Annotated in this window: 23 protein-coding genes; 12 read left to right on the forward strand and 11 right to left on the reverse strand. The window is 54.5% G+C overall.

Annotated elements, in window-relative coordinates:
* The first annotated feature begins 32 nt into the window (after nt 1–32).
* Complete coding sequence (locus RYZ27_RS03615; RefSeq protein WP_406680996.1) at nt 33–401, forward strand: BlaI/MecI/CopY family transcriptional regulator; 369 nt, start codon at nt 33–35, stop codon at nt 399–401.
* The gene (locus tag RYZ27_RS03620; protein ID WP_406680997.1) at nt 398–2,620 is read left to right on the forward strand and encodes a M56 family metallopeptidase; all 2,223 of its coding nucleotides are present in this window, start codon (nt 398–400) and stop codon (nt 2,618–2,620) included. The genes RYZ27_RS03615 and RYZ27_RS03620 overlap by 4 nt, the downstream gene beginning before the upstream one ends.
* Before the next feature lie 113 nt (nt 2,621–2,733).
* Here RYZ27_RS03620 and purB read toward each other — a convergent pair whose 3' ends face one another.
* Nucleotides 2,734–4,035 (reverse strand): adenylosuccinate lyase, encoded by a 1,302-nt coding sequence (purB, locus tag RYZ27_RS03625; RefSeq protein WP_406680998.1) that lies wholly within the window; start codon nt 4,033–4,035, stop codon nt 2,734–2,736.
* Between the two features lie 287 nt (nt 4,036–4,322).
* On the opposite strand from purB, the gene RYZ27_RS03630 reads away from it, so the two are divergent.
* Nucleotides 4,323–5,288, forward strand: coding sequence for a peptidoglycan-binding protein (locus RYZ27_RS03630; RefSeq protein WP_406680999.1), 966 nt, complete (start codon nt 4,323–4,325; stop codon nt 5,286–5,288).
* Between the two features lie 57 nt (nt 5,289–5,345).
* Here RYZ27_RS03630 and ispH read toward each other — a convergent pair whose 3' ends face one another.
* Nucleotides 5,346–6,290: a 4-hydroxy-3-methylbut-2-enyl diphosphate reductase gene (ispH, locus tag RYZ27_RS03635; protein WP_406681000.1), complete on the reverse strand. Its 945-nt coding sequence runs from the start codon at nt 6,288–6,290 to the stop codon at nt 5,346–5,348.
* Between the two features lie 120 nt (nt 6,291–6,410).
* Here ispH and RYZ27_RS03640 point away from each other — a divergent pair, with 120 nt between their 5' ends.
* The 6 genes from RYZ27_RS03640 to RYZ27_RS03665 all read left to right on the forward strand — a co-directional run bounded on the left by RYZ27_RS03640 (nt 6,411) and on the right by RYZ27_RS03665 (nt 13,235).
* Nucleotides 6,411–6,977, forward strand: coding sequence for a hypothetical protein (locus RYZ27_RS03640; protein ID WP_406681001.1), 567 nt, complete (start codon nt 6,411–6,413; stop codon nt 6,975–6,977).
* 20 nt (nt 6,978–6,997) lie between these two features.
* Nucleotides 6,998–8,803, forward strand: a complete 1,806-nt coding sequence (gene argS / locus RYZ27_RS03645; RefSeq protein ID WP_406681002.1) for an arginine--tRNA ligase — start codon at nt 6,998–7,000, stop codon at nt 8,801–8,803.
* Nucleotides 8,804–8,970: 167 nt separating this feature from the next.
* A complete protein-coding gene (locus RYZ27_RS03650) occupies nt 8,971–9,384 on the forward strand; it encodes a hypothetical protein (RefSeq protein ID WP_406681003.1) in 414 nt (137 codons plus the stop codon).
* Nucleotides 9,385–9,480: 96 nt separating this feature from the next.
* Nucleotides 9,481–9,804 (forward strand): hypothetical protein, encoded by a 324-nt coding sequence (locus tag RYZ27_RS03655; RefSeq protein WP_406681004.1) that lies wholly within the window; start codon nt 9,481–9,483, stop codon nt 9,802–9,804.
* 12 nt (nt 9,805–9,816) lie between these two features.
* Nucleotides 9,817–10,488: an SDR family oxidoreductase gene (locus RYZ27_RS03660; RefSeq protein WP_406681005.1), complete on the forward strand. Its 672-nt coding sequence runs from the start codon at nt 9,817–9,819 to the stop codon at nt 10,486–10,488.
* Nucleotides 10,489–10,655: 167 nt separating this feature from the next.
* Nucleotides 10,656–13,235, forward strand: coding sequence for a TonB-dependent receptor plug domain-containing protein (locus RYZ27_RS03665; protein ID WP_406681006.1), 2,580 nt, complete (start codon nt 10,656–10,658; stop codon nt 13,233–13,235).
* Between the two features lie 76 nt (nt 13,236–13,311).
* On the opposite strand, the gene RYZ27_RS03670 is transcribed toward RYZ27_RS03665, so the two are convergent.
* Nucleotides 13,312–14,163 (reverse strand): enoyl-CoA hydratase-related protein, encoded by an 852-nt coding sequence (locus RYZ27_RS03670; RefSeq protein WP_406681007.1) that lies wholly within the window; start codon nt 14,161–14,163, stop codon nt 13,312–13,314.
* A 136-nt stretch (nt 14,164–14,299) separates the two neighbouring features.
* Between RYZ27_RS03670 and RYZ27_RS03675 the strand changes: the two genes are divergently transcribed.
* Both RYZ27_RS03675 and RYZ27_RS03680 read left to right on the forward strand, forming a co-directional pair.
* The gene (locus RYZ27_RS03675) at nt 14,300–15,043 is read left to right on the forward strand and encodes a DUF4197 domain-containing protein (protein WP_406681008.1); all 744 of its coding nucleotides are present in this window, start codon (nt 14,300–14,302) and stop codon (nt 15,041–15,043) included.
* Nucleotides 15,044–15,045: 2 nt separating this feature from the next.
* Nucleotides 15,046–15,996: an alpha/beta fold hydrolase gene (locus RYZ27_RS03680; protein ID WP_406681009.1), complete on the forward strand. Its 951-nt coding sequence runs from the start codon at nt 15,046–15,048 to the stop codon at nt 15,994–15,996.
* Here the strand turns inward: RYZ27_RS03680 and RYZ27_RS03685 are convergent.
* Nucleotides 15,993–16,409 (reverse strand): YkvA family protein, encoded by a 417-nt coding sequence (locus RYZ27_RS03685; RefSeq protein ID WP_406681010.1) that lies wholly within the window; start codon nt 16,407–16,409, stop codon nt 15,993–15,995. The genes RYZ27_RS03680 and RYZ27_RS03685 overlap by 4 nt on opposite strands.
* 59 nt (nt 16,410–16,468) lie before the next feature.
* Here RYZ27_RS03685 and RYZ27_RS03690 point away from each other — a divergent pair, with 59 nt between their 5' ends.
* Nucleotides 16,469–17,248, forward strand: a complete 780-nt coding sequence (locus RYZ27_RS03690; protein ID WP_406681011.1) for an SDR family NAD(P)-dependent oxidoreductase — start codon at nt 16,469–16,471, stop codon at nt 17,246–17,248.
* A 53-nt stretch (nt 17,249–17,301) separates the two neighbouring features.
* Here the strand turns inward: RYZ27_RS03690 and RYZ27_RS03695 are convergent, their stop codons facing one another.
* From RYZ27_RS03695 to RYZ27_RS03725, 7 genes are all read right to left on the reverse strand, one after another.
* Nucleotides 17,302–17,883 (reverse strand): CC0125/CC1285 family lipoprotein, encoded by a 582-nt coding sequence (locus RYZ27_RS03695; protein WP_406681012.1) that lies wholly within the window; start codon nt 17,881–17,883, stop codon nt 17,302–17,304.
* 90 nt (nt 17,884–17,973) lie between these two features.
* Nucleotides 17,974–18,588, reverse strand: coding sequence for a glutathione S-transferase family protein (locus tag RYZ27_RS03700; protein WP_406681013.1), 615 nt, complete (start codon nt 18,586–18,588; stop codon nt 17,974–17,976).
* 74 nt (nt 18,589–18,662) lie between these two features.
* Nucleotides 18,663–19,478: a mechanosensitive ion channel family protein gene (locus RYZ27_RS03705; RefSeq protein ID WP_406681014.1), complete on the reverse strand. Its 816-nt coding sequence runs from the start codon at nt 19,476–19,478 to the stop codon at nt 18,663–18,665.
* 140 nt (nt 19,479–19,618) lie between these two features.
* Entirely contained in the window at nt 19,619–21,049 is a 1,431-nt protein-coding gene (locus tag RYZ27_RS03710) for an aldehyde dehydrogenase family protein (RefSeq protein WP_406681015.1), read from the reverse strand.
* A gap of 106 nt (nt 21,050–21,155) precedes the next feature.
* The gene (locus tag RYZ27_RS03715; protein ID WP_406681016.1) at nt 21,156–22,184 is read right to left on the reverse strand and encodes a phytase; all 1,029 of its coding nucleotides are present in this window, start codon (nt 22,182–22,184) and stop codon (nt 21,156–21,158) included.
* A gap of 96 nt (nt 22,185–22,280) precedes the next feature.
* Nucleotides 22,281–25,106: a TonB-dependent receptor gene (locus tag RYZ27_RS03720; RefSeq protein ID WP_406681017.1), complete on the reverse strand. Its 2,826-nt coding sequence runs from the start codon at nt 25,104–25,106 to the stop codon at nt 22,281–22,283.
* 148 nt (nt 25,107–25,254) lie between these two features.
* Entirely contained in the window at nt 25,255–26,766 is a 1,512-nt protein-coding gene (locus RYZ27_RS03725) for a helicase HerA-like domain-containing protein (protein WP_406681018.1), read from the reverse strand.
* Nucleotides 26,767–26,819 lie beyond the last annotated feature (53 nt).

The following is a 26,819-nucleotide window of genomic DNA, read 5'->3' on the forward strand; positions in this document are numbered from 1 at the left end:
ATGACCACATCTGTAGTCAAACGAGAAGTCCAATGAGCCTATCTGTCTCTCCTTCCGAACTGGAAATCATGAAAGTCCTCTGGAAACGTCCGGGCACGGGTGCAAGTGAAATTGCCGAAGCGCTGGCCGACCGCAAGGACTGGAATATTCGCACAATCAAGACGCTGCTTGCGCGTCTGGTTGAGAAGGGCGCCCTCACCACCGAGCAGGATGGTCGGCGCTATCTTTATCGGCCTGCGATTGATAAGCGCGCCTATCAGAAGTCTGCTGCAGGGCAGTTTGTGGATCGCGTATTTGGTGGCCGCGCTGCGCCTTTGGTCGCGCACCTCGCCGATGCGCGCGGGCTGACGAATGAAGATATCGAAGAACTCGAAGAATTGCTGGGGAGGCTGAAATCATGAGCTGGATGGATTTACACCCATTTATCCGCGAAGCGGGTAACACAACACTTGCGGTTGGATTGCTTTGCTTGCTGGTTCTGCTGATCCGCAGACCTTTTGCTGAGCGCTTTGGGGCCAAGGCCGCCTATATGCTGTGGCTTGTTCCTCTGGCGCGTTTTGTTACGCCGCCTCTACCACAGAGCTGGTCGCTTTCAGGGTGGCTGGGGTTGGGACAGTCGACCTCTACGGTTAGCACAACGAATGTTGTTTCAACCACAAGCACGACTGTGGTTGCGTCTGGTGCCTCACAACCAGCAGCGCCTGGAGCTGTCCCAGAACTTGGCGTTCTACCAGAGGCCGTTGTTACTCCGGGAATTGTTGGCGCGCCTGTAGAAACTGCGATTGTTTCAGCGCAGCCTGTAACGGAAACGGCATGGTGGATGACCGCCTTGCAGGCCAGCGGTGATTTTCTTGCTGCGAACTGGTTGGGTCTGGCGGTTCTGGTTTGGGGGCTGGGCGCTCTTGTCTGGCTTGCCCGTGGCCTGCGACGTCAGGATGTTTTCATGCGTCTGGTGCGCGAAGACTCTGAGCCAGCCCCGCAGGACATCGTGGCAAAGACGGCGCATCTTGCCAGAGAGATCGGCCTGAAGCGCGTTCCTGAAGTGCGTATGAGCCTGCTTTGCAGTGGACCCTTGGTAACAGGCCTAAAGAACCCTGTGGTTCTGCTGCCACTATGGTTCGAAGAAGACTATACGGAAAGTGAACGTCGTGACGCCCTGATCCATGAGCTTATGCACCTGAAGCGCAAAGACCTCTGGGCTTTCCAGATGGCGCGGATTGTTGTGGCAACACAATGGTTCAACCCGCTGGCTCACATCGCCCTCATGGCGTTCCGTACCGATCAGGAAGCTGCTTGCGATGCTGATGTCCTGAAACAGAAATCTGTGTCCAAGGTCGATTATGGCCGGACACTGATCAAGGCTGCACGCCTTGCCCGTCCGTCAGATCGTCGTTTTGCGACGGCCAGTCTGACCCTTGCTCATCCTATAAAAGAAAGAATAAAACTGATGACCAAGCCTACTCCCTCACTCCGCAGTCGTTTGACTGGAACTGCCATCGCCGGTGCGATCGGTGCCGGGGCCTTGTTTGTGACCGCCTCGTCTATTTCGACCGCTCAGGAACTCAAAGGCGGTGAAGCTGAAGTCGAGAAAACATTTATCGACAATAAGAACACGATCACCATGACGCTTGATGGCAAGACGTACAGCCTGACGCTGGATCAGCTGCCACCGATGCCGCCAATGCCTGCATTGCCTGAAATGCCGGGACTTGATCTTTCAAGTTCAGAGCCAGGAAACTTCTCATTGCACATCGATACTGATGAGATGCTGGCCAATGGCAACATGGAAGCTTTCGAGGCTGCCATGGAGGAATGGGCCGGAGAGATCGAAGCCTGGGCTGAAAGCATTGAAGGCAACAGTGAGGTCATGGAAGTCGCCATGGAGGCCTGGGGCGAAGAGATGGAAGTCTGGGGTGAGCAGTTCGGGGCCCGTATGGAAGCGTGGGCTGAGAAAGCTGAACCCCAAATCGAGGCCTGGGCTGAGCAGATCGCTGAGAAGCATGAGCATTCCGCACGCTATGACCGTGAGGAATACGTCGAGCGGGATCCAGAAACGCGTGATATTGAGATCGGTAACTTTGATGCTATCGAAGTGTCAGGTGGAATGATCGTTTCTTATTCTCAGGAAGCCACGCCAACTGCCAAGGCTGTTCTGACCCGCGGTGATTGGGATGAGGTTGAGATCAAAGTTAAGGATCGTACTCTATACGTCGGTCGCAACAAAGATTCACGCCGCTGGAATGGACGTGGACCACAAGTCAAAGTCTATGCTACCTCCAAGAAACTGAAGCGTGTAGAAACATCTTCCGGCGCAATTTTTGAAGGCGATGTAGTCGCCGATGCTTTCAAGGCAGATGCGTCATCTGGTTCTGTTATCACACTGTCAGGGGCCTGTAAGAGCACAGTCGTTGATGCATCATCCGGAGCGGTTATTGAGTCTGCGGCAATGCAATGTGATAGAGCCAATATTGATGCGTCTTCGGGGGCCGTGATTAAGGTCTATGCAAGTAAAGTTGCGAAGGCTGATGCCTCTAGTGGCGCAAATGTTACCATTAGCGGCTCGCCAACCGATGTGAGCAGCGACAAATCCAGCGGCGCGGTAATCCGGATACAGAAATAGAGACTATTTCTCCGGAGCTTCTCTCCCCCTGAACGCATTGAGAATCCCGGAACACTCAAGGTCCCACAGTTTATCTGTGGGACCCTTTTTGTCGTTTCCGGGATTTAGCGCGCTTAAGCGCTGCGTCCGAAAACGCGGGTGAAAATATAATCGACACGTTGGAAGTGATAGCCATCGTCAAACAGGCTTTCGAGTTTTTCATTTGAAAGCTTGGCGGTGACATCTGCATCTGCCCTGAGATGGTCAAGGAAGGCCCCTTCGCCCGCCCAGGTTTTCATCGCATTACGCTGAACCATGCGATAGCTGTCTTCACGGCTGTTTCCGGCTTCGACAAGCGCCAGCAGAACGCGCTGTGAATTGTGCAAGCCACCCATCTTGTCCATGACCGCTTGCATATTTTCGGGATAGACGAGCAGGTTCTCGATAACCCCGGCAAGGCGGTGAAGGGCGAAATCAAGGTGGATGGTCGTATCCGGGCCAATGCCGCGCTCAACGGATGAGTGCGAGATGTCCCGCTCATGCCACAGAGCGACATTTTCCATGGCCGGAACAACGGCCATCCGCACAAGGCGTGCAAGGCCCGTCAGGTTCTCTGTCAGGACCGGGTTGCGCTTATGTGGCATGGCCGATGAGCCCTTCTGGCCCTTGGAGAAAAACTCCTCAGCTTCATAAAGCTCCGTGCGCTGCAGGTGACGGATCTCAGTGGCTAGGCGTTCAATGCTCGACGCGATTACGCCGAGGGTCGCGAAATACATCGCGTGTCGGTCGCGTGGAATAACCTGTGTGGAAACAGGTTCCGGAGAGAGACCCAGCTTTTCTGAAACATATTCTTCGATGCGGGGATCGATATTGGCAAAGGTCCCGACGGCGCCTGAAATAGCGCAGGTGGCAATCTCTTCGCGGGCTGCAACCAAGCGTTTCTTGGCGCGTTGGAATTCAGCATGGAAGGTGGCGAGCTTGACCCCGAATGTGGTCGGCTCGGCATGGATGCCATGGCTGCGGCCGATTGTCGGCGTCATCTTATGTTCAAAAGCGCGTTTTTCGAGCGCGGTCAGAACGCGGTCCATCCCTTCCATCAGGATATCTGTTGCGCGAACCAGTTGAACGTTCAGGCAAGTATCCAGCACATCTGAAGACGTCATGCCCTTATGCAAAAAGCGGGCAGGTTCACCGACATGTTCAGCCACATTGGTCAGGAAGGCGATCACATCGTGTTTGACCTCGGCTTCGATCTCATCGATCCGGGCGACCTCGAAGGCGGCTTTCTCGCGCACGACAGCGCTGGTCCCTGCCGGGATTTGCCCGAGCGCTTCCATGGCTTCAGCGGCGAGCGTTTCGATTTCCAACCAGATGCCATACTTGCTTTCAGGCTCCCAGATTGCGGTCATGGCGGGGCGGGCATAGCGAGGGATCATGATGGAACTTCCAGTTGGCAGGGGCGTTTTGCGGCGGCTTAACAGGGGTTTCTGTTTAGCGCAAACTTCTGGAGCTTCGATGCGTGTTTGTTATGCCCTGCAAGGGTGCTGATGGTCGGAGGATGGACCGGGAAAGGCATGAAGTTGCGCGGATTATCTTGGCAAAAGGCCGGCACTTTGAGGTTATCGGCACCAAGACCGGACTGCGGGATAACCTTGTCTGCACGCTTGTGGTCGGCTAGCCCGTGAGCGCGTGATTCTATCACGCCAAACAAAGGGGAAGTAATATGAAGAAGTTCTTTTTAATGTCTGCTGCTGGTGTCGCTATGGCGGCTGCTGCTTTTGGTCAGGCGAATGATTTGCCACCAGCGGCAAGTGCTGGCGAGTGCTTTGCACGTGTGTTGGTGCCTGAAACCACTGAAGTCATGATGGAGCAGGTGGTTGATAAAGAAGCGTCTTTCGAAATCAGCGTTATTCCGGCTCAGTATGAGACGATAACAGAGCAGCGTCTGGTTAAGGAAGAGACGATTGCTTATCGGACCGTTCCGGCAGTTTACGAGACGGTGACGGAAGTCATCGAAATCGAGCCGGCTCGTGAAGTGGTCACTGTGATCCCAGCTCAATACGAAACCTATACAGAGCAGGTTCTGGTTCGGGATGCTTACACCACCTGGAAACCAGGTGCTGGTCTTTACGGTCGTACAACGGAACTCGGCGTTGTTCCAACCGGAATGGATGCCGTCGCAACCGGTGAACTCCTGTGTATGGTCGAAGTTCCGGCGCAGTATGACACAGTCACACGGACACGCCTTGTTTCTGCAGAGCGGACTGAGGTTGAGGTTGTTCCAGCGCGGACACAAACTGTGACCAAGGAAGTTGTCGTTGAGCCTCCACGTGTGGTTGAGGAAGTTGTTCCAGCGGTCTTTGAGACTGTTGAGGTGCAGCGCCTTGTCTCTGCGGCGCGCGAAGAGCGGATTGAAATTCCGGCGACTTACAAAACGGTTGAAAAGCGCGTTGTTACTGGCGGCGGTGGCCTCGAATGGCGCGAAGTGCTTTGCGACACGAACACAACTTCTGCAAAGATCCGTGAAATCCAGACGGCTCTGACCGTTGCAGGTTACCGTGCACCAGCTGATGGCCAGTTTGGTCCAGCAACGCTGAGCGCCATGGAAAGCTTCCAGCGTGCTAACGGTTTGCCAGTTGGTTACCTGACGGTTTCAACTGTTCAGGCGCTGGGTGTTTCACCCTTCTAAACGCTGATCACATCAGTAAGGCCCCCGTCGGATGCTGTCTGGCGGGGGTTTTCTATTTTAGACTTTTTCAAGCACGCGTGGCAGTTTGAAGACAACGCTTTCGGTGGCAGTTGTGACTTCTTCAACCGTAATATCGAAACGCGCACGGCAGGCTGCGATCAGGCCTTGAACCAAGTCTTCAGGGGCGCTGGCTCCAGCAGTCAGACCCAAGGTGTCCACACCCTCAAACCATGACCAGTCGACATTTTCGGCGCTCGCGACCAGCTCAGACTTTGGCGTTCCTGCGCGCAGGGCGACTTCAACCAGCCGCTTTGAATTTGAAGATGTCTCTGCTCCGATGACCAGAAACAGGTCGGCCCGTTCAGCCATGACTTTCACCGCTTCTTGCCGATTGGTCGTGGCATAACAAATGTCTTCCTTATGCGGCGCGCTGATTTTTGGGAACCGAGCCTGAAGGGCCGCGACGATTTCGGCGGTATCATCGACGCTCAGGGTTGTCTGCGTGACAAAGGCAAGATTGTCAGGGTCACGCGGGACAAAGCTTGCGACGTCTTGAACGGTTTCAATCAGACTCATGCTGCCCTCTGGCAGTTGCCCCATTGTGCCTTCGACTTCGGGGTGGCCGGCATGACCAATCAGGATGATCTCCCGGCCATCGCGGGCATGACGTTCGGCCTCAACATGGACCTTTGACACAAGCGGGCAGGTGGCATCGACAAATGTCATTTCACGACGGGCGGCTTCAGCCGGAATGGCCTTGGGTACGCCGTGTGCGGAAAAGACAACTGGCCGATCATCCGGGCACTCGTCCAACTCGTCGACGAACACAGCGCCCATTTGCTCAAGGCGTGAGACGACATGTTCATTATGCACGATTTCATGACGGACATAGACAGGCGCGCCCCATTTTCCGAGCGCTTCCTCGACGATCTGAATAGCCCGATCAACGCCCGCGCAAAAGCCGCGCGGGGCCGCCAGCAAGATCGTTAAAGGTCTCGACATGACATATTCTCCATCAAACCGGCGCAGATCAGGCGTTGCGCCTTTTCTCGCAGCCCAGTAACACTGCAGCTAACTATGGAAGGCCTCGCATACAAGGCCAGGAAAAATAAGGCAGCCCCCATGCGTAAAATTGCCCTTGTTGCTGCAACAGCGATCTTGGTCCTTTCAGGATGTCGTAGCGCGACGCCATTTTCGGATGCATTTGACTCGCGGCCCAATGCTGGACCGTGTCCACCAGCTGGAGCGCTGTATAATGCGTCCCGTATTGTCGACCTTGATGATCAGGGGATGGCGTATGGGAATATCGAGTATACCGGCGAGATCGTGGATGTTCGCATGTTCTGTCGCTATGCTGATGATGATCCAGTGCGGGCTGAGATCGAAATTGACTTTGCTTTCGGAAAAGGCCCGCAGGGCACAGGCGTGCGTCATGACTATGGCTATTGGGTGGCTGTGACTCGGCGCAGTGGAAAAGTTCTCAACAAGGAGTTTTTCACGGCTTCCGCCGATTTCACAGATGGTCCTGTGACCGGCCAGACAGAAGTGATCCAGTCGATCCGTATTCCCCGAATGGATGATACGATTTCCGCGGCTAACTTTGAAATTGTCGTTGGCTTCGACCTGACTGAAGAACAGCACACCTTCAATAAGGAAGGCCGCCGTTTCCGCCTCGGTGCAGGGAACTAGACGGCGAACGGAGCACGAGAATGACAATATTGGCGGGCCAGCTCGAAGCGGCGTGTATAGCGGCGTTTGAGGCTGAGGGGCTTGAAGCACGTTGGGGCGCGGTGAAGCAATCAGACCGACCAGAGCTGGCTGATTTTCAGTGCAATGGTTGTATGGGGGCGGCGAAATCTGCGGGTATGAACCCACGAGAGCTGGCAGCGAAGATTGCACCTCGTCTGGCGGAGCACGCAGCGATTGACCGGGTCGATATTGCCGGGCCAGGCTTTCTCAACATTGTGGTCACGGCAGAGGCACTGGCCGGGGCAGCGGAACATGTGCGTAGCGATGCCAAGGCTGGCGGTGGACAAGCTGTAGAAGCCGAAACCGTCGTCATCGACTTTGGTGGGCCGAATGTCGCCAAGCCAATGCATGTTGGCCATTTGCGTAGCGCCGTTATTGGCGACACGCTGGTGCGTTTGCTGCGTTTCCTGGGCGATCAGGTCACAGGCGATGTGCACTTAGGCGACTGGGGCTTGCAAATGGGCCTGCTAATCGTCGCCGTGGAAGAAGAGCAGCCTGACCTGCCTTACTTTGATGCGGGCAATGAAGGGCCGTTTCCAAGCGAGCCGCCTGTAACGATGGAAGATCTCTCGCGGCTTTATCCGATGGCATCCGGGCGCTCCAAGGAAGATGCTGCGTATCTGGAGAAAGCACAGAATGCCGTAGCGCAGATGCAGGCTGGAAGGGCGGGGTATCGCGCGCTGTTGCAGCACTTTATCGATGTGTCTGTCGCCGCTCTGAAAGTGGATTATGGCTTTCTGGATGTGTCTTTCGATCTCTGGAAAGGCGAAAGCGACGTTGATCCATTGATTGCGCCGATGGTTGAAGACCTCAAAGACCGCGGTCTTGCCCGGCTTGATGAAGGGGCCTGGATCATTGATATCGCTCGCGAGAATGAAAATGTCCCGACTGTTGGCAAAGATGGTCAGGAGCGGCTGAAAAACCCAATGCCGCCTTTGATGCTGGTCAATTCGCGTGGCGGGACAGGCTATCATGCCACCGACCTTGCGACGATCCTTGATCGCAAGCAGGAGATCAATCCTGATCGCATCCTCTATGTCGTGGATCAGCGTCAGGCGACCCATTTCGAGCAGGTCTATCGCGCCTCTGACAAAGCAGGCTATGTCCCGCACGAGCGCCTGGAGCATCTTGGCTTCGGCACCGTGAATGGCAAGGATGGCAAGCCCTTCAAGACCCGTGAAGGCGGTACACTAAGGTTGGCTGATCTCAACGCGATGGCGCTTGAAGAGGCGACCAAGAAGATCGGCGATGCCGGGCTCTCCGGTGAAATTGGCGCAGAAGAGAAGAGTGAGATTGGTCGCCTTGTCGCGCGTGCCGCGCTGCGCTTTGCCGACCTGCAAAACCAACGCACAACCAATTACGTTTTTGATCTCGAGCGGTTTACCAGCTTTGAGGGCAAGACCGGGCCATACCTGCTCTATGCGGCGGTGCGGATGAAAGCGCTGCTGCGCCGGGCTGGCGAGGAAGGTCATGCACCGGGCGCTATACGGATCGAGAATGAGGCTGAGCGTAAATTGGCTCTGGTGCTCGATGGATTTGCCTTGTCGCTCCGTCTCGCGCGCGAGAAGCGAATGCCACATTATGTTTGCGAGCATGTCTATACGCTGGCTCAGGCTTTCAGCGCGTTCTACGCCGCGAGCCCGATCCTCAAGGATGGTGTGGCTGCGGAAGTACGTGCGTCACGTCTTGGACTGGTTGAAGCTGTCCTGAAACAGCTTGAAGCCGGGCTTGGCATCCTCGGGATTACCGCGCCAGAGCGTATGTAAGTCAAAAGTAAACAAAACGGCCTGTTTTATTTACCCGGCCCTAACGCGTTTTAACGGTGTTGGGGTGAGGGTGAACAAATCAGACGATTTCGGTAACTATTGGGCAAGGCGTCAGAGCTATCTTTAGGGTAACAAGACCCCGAAGGAGCCCAATAATGCTTAAAAACATGATCAGAACTGCCGCAGAAGCCACTGGCCTGACGCAATCAAAAGCCAAAGAAGCGATTGGCGTCGTCCTGAATACATCAGAGCGGCAAGGCTCCCCACTCGCTGAGGCCGTGTTCCGGAAGATGCCAGGCGCACGTACATTGTCTGCAACGACAGGCGCAGAGACTGGCGCGACAACCGGCGTCATCGCCCGTTTGATCGAGCAGACCCCAGGTGGTCGTCGCTTTGTTGGCGAGCGTATGTTCAGCGAGCTTCACAAGCTGGGCCTCGGCCATAGCGAGATCGGTAAACTGCTGCCTTCAATCAGCCTCTATATGCGTGAAACTTACGGCATGGATGGCTTTGCCCATATGGGCGACTTCATTGTGACTGACCCAGTTACAGAAGGTGCAAACAAGGCGGTGGCAGCGTAGAGCCAGCCCTCAAAAGAATTCGGGACTATATCGGGCCTGCCGCATGACCCTGCGGTGGGCCTTTTCTTTTGGAAGCTCAGATCATAAGGGGAGGGTATGCAAATTTCCGCTTATTCTGACTTTCTCAAAGCCGCAGGACAGGCCTCTGTTCTGGAGGCTGAATATGCAAGTGATCCGCTCTTGGTTGCCGGGGCCATGCAGGCCGTATTGGATCATGCTGCCACTGAGTTGAAGCCTGATGCTGACGTTACGCTGACCTCGCTCACGCTTGATACGCTTGGCCAAAGTGATGCCAGTCAAACGATGGAGTTTGAGACCAGACTTGATCGCCAAACCCGGACACTCATCTTTATCAGCGGTCTTGCAAAACAGGGTGAGGCAGCTGTCCTCAAAGCGACGGCGATTTATCGCATTTCTTAGGGAGCAATTGATATGGCGACTGTCCTGATCACCGGAGCAAATCGCGGCATCGGTCTGGAACTCGTAAAGGCCTACATAGCGAGAGATGATATTGTGATCGCGACTTGCCGTGAACCTGCCAAGGCAGATGCCCTGCAAGCGACCGGCGCAGAAGTCTTTCAGATGGATGTCTCCAGTGATGAGAGTGTTCAGGCTTTCGCCAAGGCCCTTGATGGCAGGGCGGTCGATCTTCTGATCAATAATGCGGGCGTTGGCGACCGTGCCGGTCTTGATAATGTCGATTTTGAGACTTTTGCCTATGTCGTGAACGTCAACACTTTGGGTCCCGTTCGCGTCTTGCAGGCTTTGAGTGACAATGTGGCCGCAGGGGCGGGTAAGAAAATTGCGAACATCTCCAGTCAGCTTGGCTCTATCGCTAATGCCACGGGTGATATGGGGCTTGCCTATCGGGTCTCGAAAGCGGGGCTAAACATGGCGTTGAAATCGGCGACCTCTAACCTTGCGGAGAAGGGGATCAGCTTGCTGACTTTACACCCTGGCTGGGTCGCAACCGATATGGGCGGTGAGCAGGCCCCTGTGCACCCGGAAGAGAGCGCTGCGGGCTTGGTCAAAGTCATCGATGCTAATGGTGTGTCAGGGGAGCTTCATTTCCTGGATTGGCAAGGAACGGTTCTCCCTTGGTAAAGTGACCTGATTTAGGAATCCTCTGCCTACGGAATAGTCATTCAAACTTGTTGCAACGCAAAAACACCCCATTTGGTTTGATGGGAACAGGGTGATGCTGCAATCGTCCCTGTGTGCGCGGTCAAAAATAATAGGTGCATGATCACCACGCAAAGAGGAACCAAATCATGAAGAAATATAATCTACTCGGCGGCTCGGCGCTGTCGCTTGCCATGTTGGCGACAGGCTTTCAAGCTGTTGCGCAAGAGGCCGATACAATCGCAGAAGCCGAAGACGCGCGAGAGCTGGGGACGATTGTTGTTACCGGGACGCGGGCCACAGACCGGACGGCGCTTGAAACCGCTGTCCCTGTCGATGTTTTCCCAATTGACGAGCTGACCGAGACGGGACGCGTCGAGCTGAACCAGATTCTGGCAGCGACCGTCCCAAGCTTCAACTTCAATCAGACCTCGATCAATGATGGCACGGATATTATCCGCCCGGCCACGCTGCGCGGCCTCGCGCCGGATCAGACTCTGGTTCTGCTTAATTCAAAGCGCCGCCACGCTTCGGCGCTCGTCAATATTAATGGTTCGGTTGGTCGTGGCTCTGCTGCGGTCGACCTGAACTCGATCCCAACCGCGGCCATCGGCTCGGTGCAGGTCCTGCGGGATGGCGCTTCGGCGCAGTATGGCTCTGATGCGATTGCCGGCGTGATCAACGTTCTGTTGAAGGAAGAAGAGTCTGGTGGCGGTATCAGTGCTCGCTATGGCGCGTTTGTAACCGACATTGATGGGCTTAATCGCGACGCTGTGGACGGGGAAACCCTAACCCTCAGCGGTTGGAAAGGCTTTGCGCTTGGTGACGATGGCTTCCTGACAGTTTCAGCAGAGTATAAGGATCGTAATCCAGCAAACCGGGCGGGTCTCGACCCGCGTCCTCAGTACATCACACCAAATGGTGTTGCTGATCCTCGTGAGACCACGTTTGATCGGCTCAATCACCGCTATGGCAATGGCAATGCGGAGGACTTTAGTATCTTCGCCAATGCTGGCTTTGCGATCAATGAGGATTGGGACCTTTATGGTTGGGCCGGGTATCAGGATCGTGAAGCCGATAGCCCGGGCTTCTATCGTCGTTCCAGCGACTCCGCGCCGAGTCCTCTTGGAACACGGAGCACGCCTCGCAACCTGACCGAGATTTACCCGGACGGCTTCTTGCCAACGATTGTTGGTGATGTGACCGATTATAGTTTCGGGGGTGGTCTTCGCGGTGATCTTGCTGGTTGGGACGCTGATTTCAGTGTGGTGTATGGCTCGAATGAGCTCGACTATAGTGTGACCAATACGCTAAACGCGTCGCTTGGACCAACAAGCCAGACAGAGTTTGATGCTGGTGCGCTGGCTTATGATCAACTCGTCCTCAATGCGAATATTACCCAGTCATTCGACAATCTTCTGCCAGGCACAACGATACTGTCTTTCGGGGCAGAGTTTCGGGATGAAGGCTTTGAGATCACGCAAGGCGAGCCAAACTCATATGCGCAAGGCGGATATCGCGGTATTCCAGGGGTCAACTATGAGCCCGTTATAGGCGTCAATGTGCCAGTCGGCTTCGATATTGATGACCCAAGCACGTACCCAGACCCGTTTGACGAGAATTTCGGGGTTGGCTTTGCGGGCGGCAGTCAGGTCTTTGCGGGGTTCACACCGCAGTCTGAAGTCGACGAAGGACGCGACAATTTCGGCATCTATGCTGATGCGGAATGGGAACCGAATGATCAGACCCTGCTGTCCGCGGCTGTACGGTATGAGGATTATTCCGACTTTGGTGAAACCGTTACAGCCAAGCTGACTGGACGTTATGACTTCAATGATGTCGTCGCAATCCGCGGCGCGGTGAGTACCGGCTTCCGGGCCCCAAGTTTGCAGCAGCAATTCTTCACAGCGACATCTACAAACTTCATTGATGGTACACCATTTGAGATTGGAACTTTCCCATCCTCGTCTGAAGCGGCGATCGCCTTGGGCGCGCAGCCGCTCGATGCAGAAGAGTCGACAAGCTTCTCTGCCGGTCTTGTGATCACCCCTGACAATGGCTTCTTCATCACCATTGATGCCTACAGTATTGATATTGAGGATCAGATTTTCCTGTCTGAAAACCTTGGTGGCGATGACGTCGACGCTGCTCTGGCAGCAGCTGGTGTGGAAGGTGTAAGCCGAGTGCGGTTCTTCCAGAATGGCATTGAGACGGAAACACGCGGGGTTGATGTCGTTGCCCGCTATGACTGGGATCTTGGGGCGGACCTTGGCGATCTGGGCCTGCAGGCCGCATTCAATTTCTCCGAAGTTGAGGTGACCAAGATACCTGTGAATACAGTGCTTCCGGACCTGACATTCTTCAGCCGTGATAATCGTCTGACATTCGAAGAGAGCGCACCGGAAACCAAGCTTATCCTGTCTGCGGATTATCAGTGGAAAGATGCCACGATCAATGCCCGCGCCACGCGGTATGGTGAGGTCATCGATCCATCCAACAATCCTGATAATGACTTCACATTGGAAGCTGCATGGATTCTGGATGCCTCTGTGGATTTTGCTGTGACAGACAGTTTCAATATGGGTGTTGGGGTCGACAATCTGCTTGATCAGTACCCAACAGAAACACCGTCAAATCAGAACTTCAACGGGATTTTCCCATTCTCAACCCGTTCGCCATTCGGTTTCTCTGGCCGCTTCATGTATGTGCGGGCGAGCTACGACTTCTAGAGTTCAGGATTATCCAAAAAAGAAACGCCGCTTCGGAGACGAGGCGGCGTTTTTGTTTTGGCGGCTTAGGGACAACTTACATTGGCGTATTGCGCAGTTTACCGAGGTCCGGGAATTCCGGGGCGCGTTTTTCAGCCATCGCCGTGAAGGCTTCCTTCATATGGCTGTGTGGCATCATACCAGCATTCCAGACCCCGATATAATCCAGCGTATCGGCGGTTGAATGATCACGGCCATAGTTGATCAGGGTTTTGCAACCCACGACGGTGATCGGGTCTTTGCTGGCAATCTCTTTGGCGACGCCCATGACATGCGCCATCATCTCTTCCTGCGTGTCGAATACATCGTTCACCAGATGGATGTCCTTGGCCTGGTCAGCTTTCAGGCGCATACCCGTATAGGCCATCTGTTTGACCCAACCTTCAGGAATGTAGCGTTGCAGGCGTGGGAAGGTACCGACATCAGCTGTCATCGCGATATTGGTTTCCTGGATGCAGAAGAAGGCGTCCTTGGTGCACCAGCGAATATCACCAGCCGAAATCATATCGATCGCGCCACCGATGACGCCACCTTGGCAGGCAATCAGGACTGGGATTCGGGCTTCTTCGAGAGCATTAAAAGAGGATTGTATCTGTCTGATATTGCTGCGGAAAACCTCAGCTGCGATATAGGGGTTCTTGGTTGTCGACGACACTGATCCATCCGATGCAAAGACAGACAGATCCATACCGGCGCTAAAATGTTTGCCGGTTGAGGAGATGACGATGACGCGGGCGAGGGCTTCTGAATCAATCTCCCGAACGATGGCTGGAAGCTCATTCCAGAAATCCTTGGTCATTGTGTTCATCGCGTCACCGCGTGACAGGACAATATGGGCAACCTTGTCCTCGATCTGAACATCGAAACAGGCATGCGTTTTCTTGAGCATCATCGTATCTCCCTATTTGCACTCTAAGGTACAGTAGCGCAGGGGTCAGGACCAGACTGACCTTGCGGGAAGCAGTTTAAGGTTTGCGCTAAAGGGCAATTCCGGGTTTGATAACAGGGTTAAGAGGGAGTTAGCCATGAAAGCTTTGATCGGTGGGGCGCTGGCCCTCTGCTTGCTGCCAGCTGCGTGCGAAAGTGTTGATGCTGAACAGGTTGGCGCGGTTCTTGGGTCAATCTATGGCCCGCAGAGCGAAACCGACGGGCAGGGCGCTTTATCCTCTCTGGAAATCGAAGCAGGCCTGCGGCAGGCCCTGGAGATCGGGACTGAACGCGTCGCCGACCAGATTGGCGTCACTGATGGCTACTGGCAGGACCCACAAATTCGTATTCCGCTACCCGGACGTCTTGGGGAAGTGCAAAGCCAGCTTCAGGGCATCGGTTTGTCTGGCCCGCTTGATGACCTGCAATTACGGATGAACCGGGCGGCTGAAGATGCTGTTCCTGCAGGCAAGCAGATTGTGATTGATGTCGTTCGGTCGATCACTATTCAGGATGCGCTGGGGATTCTCAATGGTGGCGACACCGCCGCGACAGATTTCCTGCGTGGGCGGACCGAGACTTCTCTGCGCACTACGTTCACCCCTTATGTGGAGGATGCGCTAGCTTCGTCGGGGGCTTATCAGATGCTTGATAGTGTAACCGCCAGCCAGCCTTTGCTTGCGGTCTATGCCGGCGATTTCAAGTCTGATCTGACGACCCATGCTGTGAACTTTGGCCTCAATGGCTTGTTCAACTATCTCGCGGTTGAGGAACAGAAAATCAGAGAAGATCCGGTTGCCCGCACAACTGAACTTCTTCGTAAAGTGTTTGGATCAAGGTAAACATGCGCCGTTTCACGTTTGAGACCCCGCAAGGGGATATGAGTGCTTTGGAATTCGGGGAGCCAGCTGGACGGCTGGCTGCAGTCTGGCTGCATGCAACTGGCTTTAATGCCATGACGTATCAGTCCATTTTGGCCCCACTTGGTCTGCGAACGAAAGTACAGGCCGTGGATTTGCGCGGTCATGGACGCTCCAGCTTGCCTGCTGTCCCAGGCAAAATGAAATCCTGGAAAACCTATCGTGACGATATAATTGCATTTCTGGATCGGGAGTCGCCGACTAAAAAGGTTGTCTTGGGTGGGCATTCCATGGGGGCGACCGTGGCGCTGCTGGTGGCGGGGGCGCGGCCGGAAAAGGTTGCCGGTCTGGTTTTGGCAGATCCGGTCATTCTGACGCCGCGCTATTACGCCTATATGCATTTGTTCCCAGGGACTGGTGGCGGGCACCATATGGCAAGGCAGGCCAAGAAGCGCCGTTTGGAGTTTGGCTCGCCAGATGAGGTTCAGAAAAGCTATAAAGGGCGCGGGGCGTTCAAGACGTGGCGTGAGCCGTTTCTGGGCGATTATATTCTCGATGCCTTTGACCGTGTCGATGAGAATGATCCGGAAAGTGAAGATCAAACCTGGCGCCTGCTGTGCCATCCAAAATGGGAAGCCGCGACGTTTGGGGCACAACGCAATCGTCCCTGGCATGCGCTTTCCAAGGTCAAAAAACACAATATACCGATCACGATCCTGCGTCCGGAAAGCGATTCTGTCCTGACCGATAAGGTGGCCGCGCGGCTTTTGCGCAAATGCCCGCACCTGGTGCTGAAAGAGCGCGCGAACACCACGCACTTCCTACCCATGGAAGCCCCGTATGACGTGCGCGATCACCTCTCAGCCTATATTTCCAGCCTGATTGAGGGTGTTGCCGAGGATGAGTTTGGTCATGTTAAACGCAGCTTGCGTTAAACTGAGGCCTCATCCGATGGGGAAGGTTTCTGTGGGAGACCAAGTAGCTTGCGGGCAGCGACCCTGTGGTGATCCTTTATATGCGCCCCGACGATACCAAGGGCCGTCGCCAGAACCGTGGCATCATCAGTGAAGCCCAGCCCAGCCACAACATCCGGTATGGCATCAACAGGCATCACGAAATATCCGAGTGCCGCAAAGAGCGTGAGTTTGACCTTACGCGGTGTCTGGGCATCCAGAGCGCAATAGTAGGCGGCTGCGAGATCATCAGCGAAAGGAATGCGCCCGGCGACACGCAGCAGTTTCGGCAGAAGCTTACGTTTCGTCTTGCGATTTTGCTTTTCAGTGGCGATCGGAACCCGTGTTGGAACAGTCTCACCGTTTTCAATGATGATTTCCCTTGGGTCAGACATTGGCCACTGCGTTCCTTCCTTATACATCGCTATCTGAACTCATATTGGAGGAATCCCCCATGGAACTCAATTCAAACATTTCAGCCGTGATCACCGGCGGTGCGTCTGGTCTTGGTGCAGCGACAGCGCGCCTGCTGGCAAGTCATGGCGTAAAATGCGCTCTTTTCGATCTAAACGAGGAAAAAGGCGAAGCTGTGGCGTCTGAAATTGGCGGTGTGTTCTGTAATGTGAACGTCACCTCTGATGAGAGTGTTGATGCTGGCTTCGAGAAAGCCCGTGCCGCGATTGGTCAGGAACGTATCCTGATTAACTGCGCAGGCACTGGAAACGCCATCAAGACGGCAAGCCGTGATAAGAAGACTGGTGAGATCAGTCATTTCCCACTGGATAAATTTGACATGATCATCCAGATCAATCTGGTCGGAACGTTCCGCTGTATTGCAAAATCTGCTGCAGGTATGATGACGCTCGATCCGATCGATGGCGAGCGGGGCGCGATCGTAAACACGGCTTCTGTGGCTGCTGAAGATGGGCAAATCGGTCAGGCATCCTACTCTGCCTCGAAAGGTGGGGTGGTTGGTATGACCCTGCCAATCGCCCGTGATCTCAGCCGTGAGATGATCCGGGTGAATACAATTTTGCCGGGCATCTTTGACACGCCATTGCTCGCTGGTGCGCCGGAAAATGTGCGTCAGGCTCTTGGCGCAATGGTGCCAAATCCTGCTCGCCTGGGTAACCCTGCTGAGTACGCTTCTTTGGCGGTTGAGATGTGCCGCAATGCCTACTTTAACGGTGAAGATGTCCGTCTTGATGGCGCAATCCGTATGGCACCGCGCTGATCCTTGATATCTTACCCAATAAGAAAAGCCCGCCATATGGCGGGCTTTTTTGTTTAGGAGACCTCGGGCCGCTGAATACGCTCGCCAAGATTGTTAAGCACATCCTGAGCGTCGAAATAGGCCGGGTCATCGGGTTTTGGCCCTTTGCCCATAAGGATTTCAGAGCTTGCTTCATAGCGGATGATTTCCCGGTAGTCATATGGGTGCCCCCAGAAAGGGTCATAGAAACCATGCCGGCTTCGATAGCCGTAAAAGGCCGGATGGTGGAAACGGCTCAGACGACCGTAGCGGCCATAAAATCGATAGTCGCAGGCAAAGTGTGAGAAGTAAGGATCAGGACCAAAGCCAACGGGCACAACTCTGCGATTGGCTTCGGTGTCTCGCTGCACCACGCGGAAATGATCATAGCCCTGCTGACGCGTTAGCTCGGCAGCCCGGTAAAGCAGATAGGTTTCAACCGTCTGACGATCAGTCAGGCTGTTTCCGGCAAAACTCACTTGCCATCGATCATCCTCGACCTGTTGATTGGTGTATCCAAACTTTTGATCCGTCGCGGCCTGATAAGGCGTAACCGTTGCGCACGCGCCCAACAAGACAAGACCGGCAAGCGCAGCAAAAAGACGGGAACGGGCCATAAGACACTCCTTGCAATCTGCTTTTCTATATAGTGTGCCATATCTAACCTGAACGCCAGACAACTCTTCGTGACTGGTGGTCGCAGGGGGTTAGACGCCGACAGCCAGCATGCGTTGAAAGGCTGGACGAGCCTGCACCTTTTCGAGCCAGGCTTTTGAGGCAGGTTTGTCATCGAGAAGCCCTTGAGCATTCGTCGACATAAGTTGGAAGCCCATCAGGCAATCAGCAGCGGTGAAGCTGTCCCCGGCGAAATAGGCATGTTTGGAAAGATGCGCTTCAACATGATTGGCGGCCTTGGTTCGCTCGGCCATCATGGCGGCGGCGAGCGGAGTTTCCAGCAGGTCTGAATTCATCAGATAGAAGCCAAACAGGCCGGGGAGGAAAACTGAACCTTCAGCAGAATGGAGCCATTCAAGATAGCGCGGATAATCGGCGCTATCGGTTCTCGGGTGGAGTTTGTGCTCTGGATCAAACTTGGCGAGCAAATATTCAGTGATCGCGCCAGTTTCGGCGATGATGACACCGTCATGATCCAATAGCGGGGATTTCCCCATGGGATGAATGTCGAGCAGTTCGGGCGGCGCAAGCCGTGTTTCCGGGTGACGGCTATGATGGATAATCTCATGCTCAACGCCAAGCTCTTCGAGGAGCCAGACAATACGCTGTGAGCGAGAAGCGTTGAGATGGTGAAGTTTGAGGGTCATGGCCGCTATCCTTGAATGATCGTTACAGGATCAGTCTTGGCATTGCGGCCATGATTAGCAAGCGTGACGCCGGGTTATTTGTCGCCCTGGAACAGAATGACTTTCTGGTGCGGGAACGGGATTTCAATTCCTGCTTCATCCAGCGCCTTCTTCACCAGTTCAGGCACGGAGTAACGCACATCAAACCAATGCTCGCCCTTCACGAAGGGGCGTGTGATAAAGTCAACAGAGCTGTCATTCAGGGTTGAGACCGCAATGTCGGCCTTCGGGTCATCCAGAATGTGTGGATGATCGGCGAAGACTTTCTCGATCACGGCGCGGGTCTTGTCGATGTCGCTGTCATAGGACACGCCAAACGTCATCTCCACACCGCGGATGGGGTGATGGCTGTGATTGACGATTTGCTCACCCCAGATTTTGCCATTCGGGATGATGATTTGTTGATGGTCGAAGGTGCGTAGGACAGTCGTGAACAGTGTGATTTCTTCAACATTGCCGAAATTGCCTGCTGCATCGATGAAATCCCCCGTTTTATAGGGCCGGAAGATCATCAGCATGACGCCAGCCGCAAGGTTCGACATAGCGCCCTGAAGCGCCAGACCGACTGCTAGACCTGCTGCACCCAAGAGTGCGATAATTGAGGTCGTTTGAACCCCAAAGCGTCCTAGTACAGCGATGAAAACGAAAGCAAGGATTGTGTACCGCGCGAGACTTCCGAGGAAGTTAAAGAGCGTCGAGTCGAGATTTTCGTACTTTGCGCCAAGGCTTTTTACAAGCGCGCTTGCGCGGCCGGCAATCCAATAGCCAATAATCAGGATCAAACCGGCAATCAGGACATTTGTCCCAAGTTCAACGGCCATAGAGCCGTATTCTTCGATGAAGTTTTCCATAATTTAAGCAACCCCCTTTTGGTGCTACTTCTTTCCTATCAGGGCTGACCCAACTCGAAGATGAACAGAATGAAACTGAACTGTAAAACGCAAAACGGCGACCAAAAGGCCGCCGTTTCAGTGAGGGGTTTGTATGCGATCTAGGCTGCTGACGCGCCCATAACGGCTTTGACCTCGAGGAATTCCTCAAACCCGTGCTCACCCCATTCGCGGCCATTACCAGACTGCTTATAACCACCGAAAGGTGCGCTGAAATCTGGACCTTGGCCATTGATCTGGATCTGGCCAGCACGAATGCGGTTGGCAACTTTCGCAGCTTCCTCAGGAGGCCCCTGAACATAGCCGGCAAGACCATATTCGGTGTCATTTGCCATCTCGATCGCCTCTTCGAGGTCATCATATGGGATCATGGTCAGGACAGGGCCGAAGATTTCTTCACGGGCAATCGTCATGTCATTCGTCGCATCTGCGAAGACGGTTGGGCGGGCGAAGTAACCCCGGTTGAGGCCTTCTGGGCGCCCAGTGCCACCGGCGACCAGGGTTGCGCCTTCATCAATACCTTTTTGAATCAGGTCCTGGACCTTTTGGTATTGGTTGCCGTTTGAGATCGGACCCATCGCGCCTTTATCGGCTTCACGCGGCATCTGGACTTTTACGGCTTCAGCGGTTGCCTTGGCGACCGCCTTGGCCTCTTCATTCTTGCCCCGTGGAACAAACATCCGGCTTGGCGCGTTACAGGACTGGCCTGTATTGGTCATCATTTGCATGACGCCGCCAGCTACGGCTTTCTGAATGTCTGCATCCGGCAGAACAATGTTTGGTGACTTACCACCAAGTTCCTGGGCAACCCGCTTAACAGTTGGCGCGGCGGCTTGTGCGACAAGCACGCCAGCGCGGGTCGAGCCGGTAAAGCTCATCATGTCGACATCTGGGTGTGAGGACAGATGCGACCCAACGCTTGGGCCGTCACCATTCACAAGGTTGAAGACACCGGCTGGAACGCCTGCCTCATGCATAATCTCGGTAAAAATCATCGCATTGAGAGGGGAAATTTCGGATGGCTTGAGCACCATTGTACAACCCGCCGCGATGGCCGGAGCAACTTTACAGGCGATCTGGTTCAGCGGCCAATTCCATGGCGTGATGAACCCGCAAACGCCAATCGGCTCTTTACGGAGCAGTGTTGAACCGCGCTGCTCTTCAAACTCATAATTGCGCAGGATCTGGCTCATCGTGGCGAAGTGGCCCATACCGGCAGGAACCTGTGCGGCATTGGCGAGCCACATCGGGGCACCCATCTCATCAGAGATCGCTTCGGCCATATCGCCCATGCGGGCTTGAATGCCCGCGGTGATCTTGTCCAGGAGTTCAGCGCGATACTCAACGCTGGTATTGGCGAATGCCGGGAAGGCGGCTTTTGCGGCGGCAACCGCCTTGTCTACATCAGCCGCAGAACCCAGAGAGATACGAGCAAAAGCTTCCTCAGTTGCAGGGTTTTCAACATCGAGTGTCCGCGGCTCAACCGGGTCAACCCATTCGCCGTTAATATAGAATTGGAGATACTCTTTCATGGCTTACGCCTCCCGGTGGCTTATGTTCACGCGCTGCTCAAACCAGCGTCAGCCTATAACTTAGGGGCAGGAGCGGCGCATGCAAAGACGCGCCGCAGGGGAAAGCCTATTCTGTCAGCCCAAGTGCGGTTTCTATTGTAGCCCAATCAACCAGCTTAAAGTTCTGCCCGCGGCTCAGTCCACCATTAGTATCGTCCTGAACAACCAGCAGACCGCGCGGGTAACCGGGCAGGGCTGCACTCACTACATCAAGGCCATCAGTATGGCTGACCGCATCAATGGTGCCATCAGTACTTTCAACAATAGAAAAAATGCCACGTGGAGCATGTGGCGGGAGGCGGTCGTAAACAACATAGCGGTCTGCTTCCTGCGCCGAGGCGACGAGATAGCCACTGCCGTCTTCAGCTTTCCAGAGTGACAGCCCCTCAACATCGGCAACCAGGCCATTGCCTGCCGCTATCGTATCAACGATTGCAGGCTCAGACGCAGGGTCAGAGAGATCAAGGACCCAGATGCCAGCGGCTTCTTCACCAATGAACAGACGCTGATACTCATCATCAAAGACGCAGCCTTCAAGCTGAGTGGGGAGTTTCAAAGTCCGGTCTAGCCCAGATGAAACCGAGCCATCTTCTGAGATCGTCGCCGTCCAGAGTTGAACGGTGCCATCCTTATAGGTCACACCGGCAACAGGTTTGCCTGCGATCATGCCCAGACAGGCCCCATAGGGTTCAACCATATCAACAGGTGTGTCGCCGAGATGGCTAACCTCTGCGCTATCTGCATCAATGGCAAACCATGATAGCGCGCCGACCTCGTCATTGCTGGCAACGCCAAGGGTGTCGCGCAGATCAACATTGTTCACCGCGCCAACATCGAGGAATTGTTTGGTGCTCCCGTCGAGCGCGTAGACGTAGAGGCCGTTGGACTTGTCTGTACCCAGGATCAGGGAGGCTTCCGGATTGGCTGAATTAACCCAGATGGCTGGATCATCGGCGCGGTCGCCTGTGCCAGGCATGATGTCTGTTTCAACACTTGCGGAGACCGATTGAACCTCGAAAGGAAGGTTTTCCGGAACTGTAGTGCACGCAACAAGCGTGGATCCGAGGGCGATGGCGAAGATATGAAGAATGCGCATAAGGGACCTCTAAAGGGCATGTGTGGGGACATAAAGAGACAGGGCCAGAGATACGTTTGACACGTCCCTCCGGCCCCGCATTAAGATGATTCAATCTTAGAAGGTGAGACGGGCACCGAAGACATAGGTTGCGCCAAACTCGTCATATTGCGACAGGCGACGCTCATCCCCGAAATAGTAGTATTCCGGCTCATCGGTCAGGTTCTTACCCTCGATATAAAGCTGTAGCGTGTCATTGACGCGATACTTCGCAGACGCCTCGACGAGGAGCCGATCATCGGTGTAGCGATCAAGGTCTTCGCCTTCGAGGCTGTCGAGATAATCCCCACGATAATTGGCAGAGATGCGCAAGTCCCACGGGCCTTTGTCATAGCCAACAGCAAGGTTCCAGACGGTGTCTGACTGCTTTAGGAATGGTACATTCCGAGTGTCACCCTCATTCGGGATGGTTGCTTCTGAGTCGGTGAGTGTCAGATTGGCAGAAACCAGAAACCCATCTAAGGCTTCATTCAGGTCGCCCAAGCCTTGAACATAGTTAAACTCGATACCCAAGATGTCACTTGAGTCGACATTTACGAAAGTGTCGACCCGCGTGATGTCGTCTCTGCCAAGGAAACCGAGATCGATAGGAACCCGTGACTGGAAGTCGGCAAGGCTTTCTGTGTCTTCGCGATCAAAACGGTCAGGGAAGATTGCATTTTCAATATCTTTGTAGAAGACACCAACCGAGATGACCGAGAGTTCTGTCGGATAGTATTCAAGGCTCAGGTCGAAATTGTCAGCCTCGTACGGATTGAGGTTTGGATTACCGGCTTCGACCTCGAGATCATCATTGATCGCAGCTGCGGGAGCCATTTCCCCAAAGGCTGGACGAACAATAGCGGCATAGTAAGCAGCCCGACCAATGAGCTTCTCATTGAATGCATATTTAGCATTCAGGCTCGGCAAGACATTTGTGTAATCGTCAGAGAATTCCCGATTAGATGAGGACAGATTATCACCGTCTATTGCGTTTACAGTCACACCCTGAAGATCAAGATCTGTTTGCTCGATCCGAACACCAGCAACCAGGGTTAGCTGCCCGAAATCGAATGTTCCCATGCCATAACCAGCCAGGACGCGTTCCTCGAGTGTGTAATCGGCAACGGCAGAGTCGATAAACGAGTCTTCTTCTTCAAAATCCGGGTCTGTTGGATCGTTGAACTGATCACGCAGGCTGCGTGTTAAGACTGGGTCTGGCCATGTCGGTTGCGGATTGGCCAGCCGCCAGCCATCAATGAATGTATTGTTCGCGAAGTCGGCCAGGTTGAGGTCTGGCTCAAAGAACAGGAAGTTTTCGTCGCGCGTCTTTTCACGATCACGGAGCTTCAAGCCTGCTTTCCAGACCACTGGAATATCGTTGAGCAAGCTATCCTTTGAAACGTCAAAGCGCGCACCATACTCGGTGTCTTCGTTGACAGAGAACTCACGTTCGAACGCGTCTAGCTCGTAGTTTGCCGGATCATAGACGGCGTCGATGACGGATTGTGAGCCGGTCAGGCGAGGTTGCTGTGGGTCTGAGAGGTCAAACGTCACATCACCCGGGAAATTATCCTGAATGTCTTCAAAGCGGAACGTGACATCATGATTGTCATCATCTTGCTCGTCCGCAAAGGCGTAAGAGGCCTCGTATTCGAACGTCCAGTCGCCGGTCTGGGTTTCACCGCCGAGCGCGATGGTTTGAATATTCCGTGTCTCTTTACGAACGCGGACCTCGGCATCAACTTCGTTCAAGGGCAGGGTTGTGCTGCCATCTGGCCCAATTGTTCCATTATCTTCCACATCATCAAGGTCACGGAACTCAAACTTGTTGCGAACTTCGTCATCCTGATAATTGTTGAAGAGGGTGCGTAGGTAGAGATCGGTGCTCTCATTCACGCGCCAGTCAAAGTTAGCGACTAGGCCAAGCCGCTCACGGGTCAGATCGTACCAGCGATGTTCATAGTCATCATTCAGGAAGCCAACGCCGTTTTCGATACCAAAGCCACCAGCCTCATTGTTGTGGGATTCGATGGCGAGATCTTGATAGTTCACAGACAGGGCAACACCGAACGTATTGTTGAAAACTTCAGAATAGGTCAGGGTTGCTTTTGGTGAAATCTCTTCAGTGATGTCATTGTAGCGGCCTTCAAGCTTGGCACGGATAAAGCGACCATCGCGATCAAAGGCGGAAATGGTTTTGAGGTTGATCACACCGCCAAGGCTGTCTGCGTCGACATCCGGGGTCAGGGATTTCTGAACCTCGATCCCGTCCAACAGGTCAGACGGAACACCATCGAGCAAGACGCCGCGGCGGTCTTCCGGCGATGGCGTGCGGACGCCGTTGATGGAGGTTGAGATCAGGTCGGTATTGATGCCTCGAATAGAGACATAGCGGCCTTCACCTTGGTCGGTCTCAATGGAAAGACCTGCAACACGGGCCAGTGAGTCGGCCACGGTCGTGTCCGGGAAGTTGCCCAAGCCATCTGAATCGATGACCGAGATAATCGCATCAGAGGCACGCTGCTGGTTGATCGCCCCAGCTTGAGCCGCGGAAGACCCGACGACCAGAATGTTGTCCATGTAGCGGACGTCTTCTCCGAGTGCGAAATCAAGGGTGGCACCAGACGCGGTGACGTTGACCTCTGAAGTCGCCGTATCAGTCCCGACATAATCAACAACAACAGTATAGTTGCCAGCCGGAATGTTGCTCAGGCGGTATTCACCAAATCGGTTCGTGGTTGCGCTGCGGTTCAGGCCATCAATGCTGACAATCGCTCCCTGTAATGGCGCTTCGCCGGAAGCATCGGTTACTTTACCAGTAATGAAATCCGCTTGCGCAGTCCCGGCGAGGCCTGCAGCGAGCAGGGATGCGAGGACCAGTTTTGAGACAGTTTTTGACATTGAACCCCTCCAATTGAGTTGGCGGGGATATGCGCCTTTACGGTGACACTTGAATGTCAGTTATGTTTCGCTTCCATGATGGTTTTCTGTCGGGTTTGTGACAGTTGTCGTGCCTATGAGCGCGCCAATGCACCATCTGTGGTTCACTTTAGCGTCGCCGCCCTCCGAAAATCCCGCGCAGGACATACTTCGTCAAATCCCGCGCAATGGTGCGGGTCGCAGTATTTACTGCACGCTCTGTTGGCGTCATGCGGCTTGAGCGGCGACGGCGTGGAGCATTGGCTTTCTTGCGCTCCATCTCTTTACGGGCGCGTTCCTCTTCCTTGGCAAGGCGCTCGGCAGCCTCAGCGGCCTCTTCCTCTCGCTCCAGCAGGATTTCATAGGCGCTTTCGCGATCAATAGCCTCATCATAGAGGCCAAGGACCGGGCTGTTCTCCATTTCGGCTTTACGTTCAGCCTCGGTTGCCGGGCCAAGACGAGAGCTTGGCGGGCGAATAAGTGTGCGCTGGACGATCCCCGGTGCGCCTTTCGCATCAAGTGTAGAGACAAGCGCTTCACCCACACCGAGGTCGGTAATCACGTCCTCGGTATCGAAGGCTTCGTTTTCCCGGAAAGATTGCGCCGCCGCCTTAACGCCTTTGCGTTCGGCTGGTGTGTAGGCGCGCAGGGCGTGTTGGATACGATTGCCAAGCTGGGCGAGGACGCTGTCTGGCAGGTCGCGCGGGTTCTGAGTGACGAAGAAAACACCCACGCCCTTTGAGCGGATGAGACGCACAACTTGCTCAATTTTCTCAAGCAGAGCGCGCGGGGCATCATTGAACAGGAGGTGGGCTTCATCGAAGAAGAAGACCATTTTGGGTTTATCCGGGTCCCCAACTTCTGGCAGCTCTTCGAACAGCTGTGACAGCAGCCAGAGTAGGAAGGTCGAATAGAGGCGCGGTGAATTGATCAGCGTGGTTGAGTCGAGGACGTTGACGAAACCTCGCCCATCGCGGGTCGTACGCATAAAGTCCTGCAGTTTCAGGGCTGGCTCGCCAAAGAACTGTTCTGCGCCTTCGCGTTCCAGAACGAGCAAGCGGCGCTGAATGGCGCCGAGGCTGGCGGTGGCCACATTACCATACTCACGGCTGATCTCGTCACGCACCTCTTTATCGCCCATATGATTGAGCAATTTCCGCAAGTCCTTGAGGTCGAGCAGCAGCATGCCCTCATCATCGGCATATTCAAACGCGACGGTCAGAACGCCTTCTTGTGTTTCACTCAGGTCCATGAGCCGGGACAGCAGCAAAGGTCCCATATCGGAAATGGTGGTGCGGACGGGGTGCCCCTTTTCGCCGAACACATCCCAGAAGACGGCAGGTGTTGCAGCATAGTCATAATCATCAAAGCCGATTTTTTCAGCACGGGAGATGAGTTTCGGGTGCAGTTTGTGCTCATGGCTCCCAGAAACGCAGATGCCTGACAGATCGCCTTTTACATCCGCGCAGAAAACCGGAACACCAGCATTGGAGAAGCCCTCGGCCAGAATTTGCAAGGTGACGGTCTTTCCGGTCCCGGTTGCACCCGCGACAAGGCCATGGCGATTCGCACGGTTCAGCAGAAGGACCTGCGCTTCATTTTGCTCTGCACCACCGCCGCCAATAAAGATGCTTTCGCCCATGCCAAACTCCCTTTGATCGCTTCAGCAATAGGCAACGGGCCGGATTCGGGCAA

The organism is Hyphomonas sp. FCG-A18 (assembly GCF_045287255.1).
Taxonomy (GTDB): domain Bacteria; phylum Pseudomonadota; class Alphaproteobacteria; order Caulobacterales; family Hyphomonadaceae; genus Henriciella.